The sequence below is a fragment of the Hymenobacter defluvii genome (assembly GCF_017589435.1).
Classification (GTDB): domain Bacteria; phylum Bacteroidota; class Bacteroidia; order Cytophagales; family Hymenobacteraceae; genus Hymenobacter; species Hymenobacter profundi.
Map to the genome: position 1 here is coordinate 1 of NZ_JAGETX010000038.1, position 9,283 is coordinate 9,283.

Sequence of the window (9,283 nt, forward strand, 5' to 3'; positions counted from 1 at the left end):
TTTAATGAAATTGCTAAGCAATTAGTTGAAAATATAACGTATGCCTAATTGACCCTGCCAGCGTGAGGTAAAAGGGGAGATATCGTACCCACGGTTGCCATTGGCAGCGAAAGTAGAAGGAAAAGAGAAGGTCGGCTGTACGTTGCTACCCGTTCGTTCTGGACGTAGTAGTTCTACAGCATTATTTGAAACAAAATACTGACGACCCCAATCTTTGTTAAGTAGGTTACCTACGTTCTGGAAATCAAGAGTGACTTGAATCGTATTCCTCTTGCCCCCAGCTAAGAAGTTTACATCCTGTGCTAGACGGATATCCACTTGGTGTGTCCAAGGGGTGCGGCCAGCGAAACGCTCGGCAACTTGACCGCGGTGGCTGCGCAGATAAGGGTCATTCTGGATGAAGGCTTCCAGTTGATTCTGAATCTCGGCGAGTGTACGCGTATCTGAGGTACCACTAGGAACCAGAATAATTTCGTTCTGGTCACGCACATCGCGTGGGATATATATTAGATCATTAGTGAAGGCACCGTCGTTGTTCAGGTTGAGACCACCTTGACCATATACGTAAGCGATGGGAGCACCTGAGTAACCTTCGTAGACAGCCGAGATGTTGGTAGCAAATCGATTATCGGAACCGTAACGGAAGGTATAGCCACCCGTCACTAGTACACGGTGACGCTGGTCGTTGCGTGAGAAGCCTAACCCTGGGTTGTTCGGATCAGACTGTACTTGGTTGAACTGCCAGTTAGAAAGAGCTGTGCTACTGGCGCCGCTGTTCAGCTCTTTCGACATACCGTAGGTATAAGAAGCCGACGTGTTGATGCCGTTTGTAAAGTTTTTCTGCAACTGACCTGTAGCCGTGTAGCGGTAGCCTTTGCTAGTGTTTGTGAGTTGCAGTACGTTGGTATAGTTACTATTGATTTGACGTGCGTTCGGATAGTACGGACGCTGATCGGGACCAGCCAAGCGGCCAGTTGGTTCCTTTAGGTTAATGTTTCTGTAATAGATATCGTTGAGAGTTTTAGAATAAATACCCTCTACTGTAGCAATTACATCACCGGGTAGGCGGAAATCAACCGCCAAGTTAGTACGCCATACTTGGGGCAGCTTGAAATCCTTAGTTACTACGTTAATTTCAGACGTGCGTACCGGCGAGTATGGAGCAGTAGTGAATACTGTTGGAATCCGGGATGGGTCAGTTACAACAGGTGGGTAAGTAGTGGTTGTGTTCGGAGCTGTACCGGTAGTGATGGGACGGGCGTCCACAGCACCCTGAATTAGGCCGCTGTTTGTAAAGCTGTTAGAAATCCACACAAATGGCACACGTCCGGTGAAGATACCAGTACCACCGCGTACTTGCACCCGAGCATCGTTATTCACGTCCCAATTGAAGCCCACTCGAGGTGCCCACAACAACTGACCGTTAGGTATATAGCGGGTGCTAACATCGGAACCGAAGCCTGGAGTAGTTGATGTACCCGAACCCTCCGTAACACCTGCATTGTATCCAGGGCGGTCGAAGAAGAAGGGTGCATCTACGCGCAGACCCAGAGTAAGGCGCAGGTTCTCAGCAGGTGAATACTGATCCTGCAAATACGCACCAAACTGCATAGCACCAAACTTAGCCTCACCGTTATTGGCGGTAGCATAGGCTGCTTGTAGACGGTTGGGGCGCTCGTTTAGAAAGTCCGCCAGCGAGTTGAACTGATAATAACCAACTCCATTATTAATGAACAGATTTCTAAACTTGAAGAATTCATTGTGAGTGCCCAGCGTTAACGTATGCTTGCCGATGGCGCGGGTTACGTTATCAGTGAATTCGAAGATATCTTGGTCGAGTTGGTTGAATCCTGAGCTACGTTCCGTACCAAAGGTATAGCGGCGGCCATCTTCGTTGATTTCAAATGTAGGAAATCGTGAACTAGGTATGTCGCGTGTGTCGCGAATACGAGAATAGCTCAGTAGCAGCTTGTTCGATACACTGCCAAGGCGGCTGTTTAATTCTGCTACAGTGCTATTGGTGGTGTTGTTGAACTTATAGCCGTTGCTACCGAAGCGTAGCTGCGTAGAGTTGCGCGATAAGTTATCATCGAAGGCATCCACGAAATTGTGACGTACCGTTAACTGGTGGTTGTCCGAAAGGTTGAAGTCCAGACGACCGAAAATTATATTACTTTCCCGGCGCAGGTTAGTATTACCAAATCCTCCCACATCGTAACCGTACTTAGAAGTCGCCGTGGTGGCAATAGTATTAATTACGCTTTGATCGAGGCGGGAAGCAGACGTTCCGGGGTCGAAACCCAGCGGTGCACTGCGACGACTGATTTCAGCGTTCAGAAAGAAAAATACTTTGTCACGCACAATAGCACCACCTACGCGGGCACCAGTCTGGTAATTGTAAAACTCAGTGGCTTTTGTGCGAGGTTCGGTTACGCTTTTACCCACTAGCCGCTCATTACGGCCGAAACCATAAATAGAAGCAGATAGATTGTTTGTACCAGAGCGCGTAACGGCGTTGATACCACCACCGGTGAAGTTGCCTAATGTTACGTCGTAGGGGGCTACTACCACTTGCAGTTCCTGAATTGCATCCAGCGAAATAGGCTGCGTGCCAGCTTGGCCACCAGGAGTGCCAGAGCCAGCTAGACCAAATACGTCGTTATTTACTGCACCATCAATAGTGATATTGTTATATCGGTTATTAGAGCCACCAATTGAGCTGCTACCACCACCATTAGCTTGGGGCGAAAGGCGCGTGAAATCCTGTAAACTACGGTTCAGCGTTGGCAGGCGTTGAATTTGTTCTCGTGAAACGGTCGTGGCGGCACCCGTACGGCCCGCATTGATAACGCGGTCCTGCTCACTTGTTATGGTTACACCTGCTAGTTCAGTAGTGGCTTCATTCAGATTTATATCCAAGCGAAGATTCTGACCTAAGGTCAGGAATATACCGTCACGTGTCACATCTTGGTAGCCCACAAAAGTTACACGCACCGTGTAAGGGCCACCCACGCGCATGCCTTGAATGTTAAAGCGGCCCTCTGAATTGGTAGGCGCTACATACTGCGTGTTGGTGGGCGTGTGCACGGCAATGATGGTGGCACCGGGTAGGCCACTACCAGTTTGATCGGTAATCGTACCGTTCATGGCTGCGGTAGTAGCACCCTGCGTCCAGCCACGCTGTACTGACAAAACTGTCAGCAGTAGCACAAGCAAGTTGCGTAAAAGTGTTTGTCTCATAAAGAGAAGGAAAAAGTGAAAAAAAGCTCGCTAAGGACTAAGGAAAAACGCCGCAAAAGTAATAGGTCTGCTATTGGAGATAATGTTAAGAAATTGTTACGTTGTAAAGGACTCAATTGAAATTGATCTGCTTATAAAGTTAATTGTCAATTAATTATAATCTAGGACGCACAGCCTTAATAAACCGGCTGAGGTAATAATCTGTCTCCAGACTGTTTTCAGTAACCCCCAATGAGCTAGATGCATGGATGAATTGCACTCCCTCGGTGTTAGACTCCGTCACCATACCCACGTGCGTAATGGTGCCGCTGCCAGGATTGGCGCCGAAGAATATTAAATCCCCTACTTGTAGGTTTTGGGGTTTCACGGGGTCGCCCCAGGCAGCCTGCTCGTTGGAGGAACGCGGAATGGCGACGTTGATGGCCGCGAAAGAATTGTAGAGCAGCCCCGAGCAGTCCATACCCAAACGGGAGGTGCCACCAAACTTATAAGGAGTGCCCTGGTAGGAGCGGGCCGTGGCAATGACAGTGGCCATTTCGCGCGGCACATTAGCTGGTAGAGAACTGCGTTTCACCACAATCTTGGTGCGGCCGGAGGGTAGGGCCTTTCGGGTCTTGGTGCGGGCCATCGGGCGACTTCGGCTGGTGCCGCGGCGCCGATCCTCGGCCTTCATGCGGGCCATATCGCGGGCCGAGTAATAGCGGCCGTTGCGGTAATTTACTTTGCGGGTGCCGTTGCAGGAGCTGAGCCATAACACTATCCCCATCAGGAAAATAGTGAAAAGCCGACGCGCCTGCTCCGAATACTGTACCTTCGCGATGGATGCCTGCATCGGCACAAAGATAGGTGAATCGGTCATTTGTTCTTTTTCTACCATGAATTTCCAGTCTCTCACTCCCGAGCTGATTGCTGCTTTCGAGCAAATAGTAGGCCCGGCATACATCCTAACCGCTCAGCACGCCGAAGCCGATGCGTACGCCGACTACGGCCGCGACCACACCGAGGACTTACACTACGCACCCGATGTGGTTCTTCGACCCGCTAACGCTGAGGAAATCAGCCAGATTGTGCATCTCTGCCATAAACACCACATTCCGGTGACGCCCCGCGGCGCTGGTACTGGCTTGAGTGGCGGGGCCCTGCCTGTGCACAATGGAGTATTGCTCAGTACCGATCGGCTCAATAAAATCGTTGAAATCGATGAGCGCAATTTGCAGGCTACCGTAGAGCCAGGGGTAGTAAATGAAGCATTTCAGCAGGCTGTGCAAGCCGTGGGACTGTTCTACCCTCCTGATCCGGCCAGCAAGGGTAGTTGCTTTTTAGGAGGCAATCTGGCCCATAGCAGTGGTGGTCCTAAAGCGGTGAAATATGGTACTACCCGCGACTACGTACTAAATCTGCAAGTGGTATTACCCACCGGTGATATCATCTGGACAGCAGCCAATACGCTCAAAAACTCCACTGGCTACAACCTAACTCAGCTGATGGTAGGCTCGGAAGGTACGCTTGGCATCATCACAAAAGTGGTATTTCGGCTGTTGCCCTACCCTAAGCACAACATTCTAATGCTGGTACCCTTCCGGCAGGAGGGGCAGGCAGCAGAGGCAGTATCGGCAGTGTTCCGGGCAGGTATCATCCCATCGGGCATGGAGTTTATGGAACGCGAAGCTATTGCGTGGTCTTCCGATTACTTGAAAATTCCGCTTACTCTGCCAGATGATATTACAGCACATCTACTTATCGAACTGGACGGCCAGGACCTGGATAATCTGTATAAAGAGGCCGAGCAGGTATATACAGTACTGGAGAACTACGACGTAGGCGAAATCCTACTGGCCGATAACGCCACACAGAAAGACGAGTTGTGGAAAATTCGTCGCAACATTGGCAACTCAGTGCGCTACAACTCGGTGTACAAAGAAGAAGATACGGTAGTGCCCCGCGCGGAGCTGCCTACCTTGCTACGAGGCGTGAAGGAGATAGGGGCTCGCTACGGTTTTAAGAGTGTGTGCTACGGCCACGCTGGCGACGGTAACCTACATGTCAATATCATCCGCGGCGACTTAGACGACGAAAAATGGAATGTAGGCCTGCGCAAGCCTATTTCCGAAATCTTTGAGCTGTGTGTAAAATTAGGCGGCACAATCAGCGGCGAGCATGGCATCGGATTAGTGCAGCAAGGCTATATCGGCATCGCGTTAAAAGAAGCCAATCTCAATCTGATGCGCGGCATCAAGAAGGTATTTGATCCGCATGGCATTATGAATCCGGGTAAAATTTTTCAGACCACGGATTCGCTCGGGGTTCAACGGATTACACGAATTTCGGAGACGATTTTCTACTTATCTAAGCACGAAAGCAAAAAGGCTCACCAATTGGTGAGCCTTTTTGCTTGGTAATGCAATACGAAAATTACCGTTTGCAAAATCCGTGTAATCCGTTAAACTCCGAGCGAATCCGTGCTTATTGTTCAAGCTTTAGATCGTCTTCACCACCATAGGGTGCGCCGCCGTCGAGGTTACCTTGCAAGCCACCAGGGGCCGATTTTCCAGGCTGCGGATCATCAACTCTGGCAGTACCAGCAGGATTTACCTGAGTAGCAGTAGCAGGCTGGCCGTTTCCAGTGATAATATTAGCCGCCTCGCCTACCGGGCCGGCAATTTTTTCGACTAAGGCCACATACTGACGTTTGGCTTCTTCCTCGGGCATTCCTTTATACTTGCTCCACGAGTCCCACTGTGCCTGTGAGAGGCCGGCAGGGCCGTTGGGATTGTCGTGGTCGTCGGTGTCTACCTCGTCATGTTTAGTGTCGTGGTCGCCGTCGGTGGCTTGTTTGTAGAGACCGTAGAGGTCAGTCATGTGTTCAGCGCCTTTTTCGGCAGGTAGGGCGTCTACGCGCGTAATGGCGACTTCAAATTGCTTTTGTAGGCTCATTTGTTCTTGCAGATTCATAATAAAGGGAGGCTGAGGGTGAGCAGGTACCAAGGTGTACTAAACCAGCCGGGCTTTGGTTGCGGAGGTATCTGGCACTTTATTTACAGGGTAGTCCGCAGACTTCGTACTTTTACCCACTGCTATGTGTGGAATTACCGGAACATTCGCCTTTACTGATGCGGGTCGCACGACGCTGGCCGCCCTACCCGCCGCTACTGATGCCATTGAGAGCCGCGGCCCCGACTCGCGGGGGCAATACGTATACGACTGCGTAGGCTTAGGCTTCCGCCGTCTGGCCATTCTGGATTTGTCGGCCGATGGCAACCAGCCCATGACCGACGAGTCGGAGCGCTATACCATTGTCTTTAACGGGGAGATATTCAACTTTAAGGAGTTGCGGCAAAAGCTAGTAGCGAAAGGCTGCCGCTTTCATTCCCAGACCGATACTGAGGTTATTCTTCAACTCTATATCACTGAGGGCCGAAACTTTCTGAAGAAGCTCAACGGATTCTTCGGCTTGGCGATTTATGATAAAGAGGAAAACTCCTTATTCATTGCCCGCGACCGAATGGGGGAGAAGCCCATCTTGGTGTACCGCGACGAAGACAAATTACTATTTGGCTCCGAGATGAAGTCGCTGCTGGCGCTGGGCGTGCCACGTAAACTGGATTATACATCGCTGAGTCATTATTTGCAGCTGAACTACATTCCGGGTCCGGCCACTATTTTCAAAGGGGTCAAGAAATTATTACCCGGCCACTATCTTTATATCAAAGGCAAGAAGGTAGTGCGCAAGCGCTGGTACAAAGTGCCCTATGACCCCAAGAAGGTCCAAAAGAACAAACTCAGCTACGAGCAGCAACAGAAAAAGCTGGTTGATTTGCTCGATGATGCCACATCACGCCGTCTGGTAGCCGACGTGCCGCTGGGTGCTTTCCTGAGCGGGGGCATCGATTCATCTGTGGTAGTGGCACTGGCCTCGCGTCATACGCAGCACCTAAACACCTTCAGCATTGGTTACCGCGACGAGCCGTTTTTCGACGAAACCAAATACGCCAAGCTAGTAGCCGACCGCTACAAGACCAACCATACGGTTTTCTCGCTTACCAACCAGGATTTATACGACCATATCTTCGATGTGCTGAACTACCTTGATGAGCCCTTCGCTGATTCCTCAGCATTGGCGGTGTACATTCTGAGCAAGCGCACCCGCGAGAAAGTAACCGTGGCCCTGTCCGGTGATGGGGCCGATGAGCTATTTTCGGGCTATAACAAGCACATGGGGGAGTTTCAGGTGCGGCAGGGCGGCTTCAAGGCCGAGGCCGTGACCAGCCTGAACCTGCTGTGGGATGTGTTGCCTAAATCACGCAACTCATTCTTTGGCAACCGGGTGCGGCAATTCCAGCGCTTTTCGCGCGGCATGCTCAGCGGCCCCAAAGATCGATACTGGGACTGGGCTACCTTTGCTTCGGCCACCGATGCACGTAACCTGCTCAGCCCCGCTGCCCAGCAGAAAATCAACAAGAAGCTAGCCGACAAACGCCGCAAAGACATTCTGCAACACCTGCACGCCGACGGCGACCTAAATGAGGTACTACTCACCGATGTACAGCTGGTGCTGCCCTATGATATGCTGGCCAAAGTAGACCTAATGAGCATGGCCTGCTCGTTGGAGGTGCGTCCGCCATTCCTGGACCACAATGTGGTCAACTTTGCTTTCTCCCTACCGGTATCGAGCAAAATTGACGCGAATCTGAAAAAGAAGATTGTGCAGGATGCTTTCCGGCCCATGTTGCCCGAGGAGCTATACAAGCGTCCCAAGCACGGCTTCGAAGTGCCCTTGCTTAAGTGGTTCCGCGGCGAGCTGCGTCCGCTGATTGAAGATGACCTGCTTTCCGATGCATTCATCGAAGCCCAAGGGATTTTCGACATAGGAGCTATTCGCGCCCTCAAAACCCAACTATTCTCCCGTAGCCCCGGCGACGTGCACGCCCGCATCTGGGCGCTTATCGTATTTCAGTGGTGGTGGAAAAAATGGATGCAAGCGTAACTACTTCCACTCTAGGTTTTCTCTTTGCTGCATGAGTTCTATTGCGCCGGTCAGTAAGCTTTCTATCGTGATTCCGGCTTATAATGAAGGCGCAACGATTGTTAAAATACTGGAGCAGATAGAAGCGGTGGAATTGCTTAGCAACCTAGCCAAAGAAGTAATTGTTGTTGACGATTGCTCTGAGGATAATACGGCACACGCCGTGCAGCAGTACCAAGCCAACCACCCTAACCTGTCTTTGCAGTACCACAAACATGCAGTAAATCAAGGAAAAGGAGCGGCGCTGCATACTGGTATACGAGCCGCTACCGGCGACTACATCGTAATTCAGGACGCGGATTTGGAATATGATCCTGCCGAATACAACCTACTGCTGCGACCTGTGCTGCGCGGGGTAGCCGATGTGGTATACGGCTCACGCTTTATGGGCGGGAGTCCTCATCGCGTGCTGTTTTTCTGGCACAGTATCGGCAATCGTTGGCTCACTATGCTGACCAACCTCTTCGCCAACCTCAACCTGACGGATATGGAAACGTGCTACAAACTTTTTCGGCGCGATATCGTACAGGGCCTGACGTTGGCAGAAAAACGCTTTGGCTTTGAGCCGGAAGTAACGCTCAAAGTAGCCCGCGTACCTCATATACGTATTTATGAAGTAGGCATCAGTTACTATGGCCGCACCTATAACGAAGGTAAAAAAATAGGGTGGCGCGATGGCTTGTGGGCAATTTATTGCATTATTAGGTATGGGTTATTGAGATAATCCATGATTCCTACGCCTTTTTGTTTCACCTTTGCATTGAAGTTATACCAGACTTTTTCCCTTTAATTATGAAAATCGCAGTAGTAGGTACGGGCTATGTGGGCCTCGTAACGGGCACGTGCTTTGCCGAGGTAGGCATTGAGGTAACCTGTATCGACATTGATCAGAAGAAAATAGATAACCTGCACGAAGGTATCCTACCCATCTACGAACCGGGCCTGGAAGAAATGGTAAGCCGTAACGTGTCGGCTGGCCGCCTAAATTTCTCTACTAATTTGGCAGAGGCTATCAAAGAC

The 9,283-nt window shown here is 50.7% G+C and carries 7 protein-coding genes; 4 read left to right on the forward strand and 3 right to left on the reverse strand.

What is annotated here, in order from left to right; genetic code table 11:
- Positions 1 to 21: 21 nt before the first annotated feature.
- Together J4D97_RS22300 and J4D97_RS22305 are read right to left on the reverse strand one after the other, a co-directional pair.
- The gene (locus J4D97_RS22300) at positions 22 to 3,240 is read right to left on the reverse strand and encodes a TonB-dependent receptor (protein ID WP_208309523.1); all 3,219 of its coding nucleotides are present in this window, start codon (positions 3,238 to 3,240) and stop codon (positions 22 to 24) included.
- 154 nt (positions 3,241 to 3,394) lie between these two features.
- A complete protein-coding gene (locus tag J4D97_RS22305; RefSeq protein WP_243900471.1) occupies positions 3,395 to 4,072 on the reverse strand; it encodes a C40 family peptidase in 678 nt (225 codons plus the stop codon).
- Positions 4,073 to 4,115: 43 nt separating this feature from the next.
- Here J4D97_RS22305 and J4D97_RS22310 point away from each other — a divergent pair, with 43 nt between their 5' ends.
- A complete protein-coding gene (locus J4D97_RS22310; protein ID WP_208309524.1) occupies positions 4,116 to 5,639 on the forward strand; it encodes an FAD-binding oxidoreductase in 1,524 nt (507 codons plus the stop codon).
- A 64-nt stretch (positions 5,640 to 5,703) separates the two neighbouring features.
- Here J4D97_RS22310 and J4D97_RS22315 read toward each other — a convergent pair whose 3' ends face one another.
- Positions 5,704 to 6,192, reverse strand: coding sequence for an acyl-CoA-binding protein (locus J4D97_RS22315; RefSeq protein ID WP_208309525.1), 489 nt, complete (start codon positions 6,190 to 6,192; stop codon positions 5,704 to 5,706).
- Between the two features lie 124 nt (positions 6,193 to 6,316).
- On the opposite strand from J4D97_RS22315, the gene asnB reads away from it, so the two are divergent.
- The 3 genes from asnB to J4D97_RS22330 form a co-directional block, all read left to right on the forward strand.
- Positions 6,317 to 8,224 (forward strand): asparagine synthase (glutamine-hydrolyzing), encoded by a 1,908-nt coding sequence (gene asnB, locus J4D97_RS22320; RefSeq protein ID WP_208309526.1) that lies wholly within the window; start codon positions 6,317 to 6,319, stop codon positions 8,222 to 8,224.
- A 31-nt stretch (positions 8,225 to 8,255) separates the two neighbouring features.
- The gene (locus tag J4D97_RS22325) at positions 8,256 to 8,987 is read left to right on the forward strand and encodes a glycosyltransferase family 2 protein (protein WP_208309527.1); all 732 of its coding nucleotides are present in this window, start codon (positions 8,256 to 8,258) and stop codon (positions 8,985 to 8,987) included.
- A gap of 68 nt (positions 8,988 to 9,055) precedes the next feature.
- A partial coding sequence (locus J4D97_RS22330) for a 3-hydroxyacyl-CoA dehydrogenase NAD-binding domain-containing protein (RefSeq protein WP_243900472.1) occupies positions 9,056 to 9,283 on the forward strand: 228 nt, incomplete at its 3' end.

What these genes read in the sequence shown, in the direction of transcription:
- J4D97_RS22300 (WP_208309523.1), bottom strand. Translation starts at nt 3,240, where the DNA reads ATGAGACAAACACTTTTACGCAACTTGCTTGTGCTACTGCTGACAGTT.
- J4D97_RS22305 (WP_243900471.1), bottom strand. Translation starts at nt 4,072, where the DNA reads ATGCAGGCATCCATCGCGAAGGTACAGTATTCGGAGCAGGCGCGTCGG.
- J4D97_RS22310 (WP_208309524.1), top strand. Translation starts at nt 4,116, where the DNA reads ATGAATTTCCAGTCTCTCACTCCCGAGCTGATTGCTGCTTTCGAGCAA.
- J4D97_RS22315 (WP_208309525.1), bottom strand. Translation starts at nt 6,192, where the DNA reads ATGAATCTGCAAGAACAAATGAGCCTACAAAAGCAATTTGAAGTCGCC.
- asnB (WP_208309526.1), top strand. Translation starts at nt 6,317, where the DNA reads ATGTGTGGAATTACCGGAACATTCGCCTTTACTGATGCGGGTCGCACG.
- J4D97_RS22325 (WP_208309527.1), top strand. Translation starts at nt 8,256, where the DNA reads ATGAGTTCTATTGCGCCGGTCAGTAAGCTTTCTATCGTGATTCCGGCT.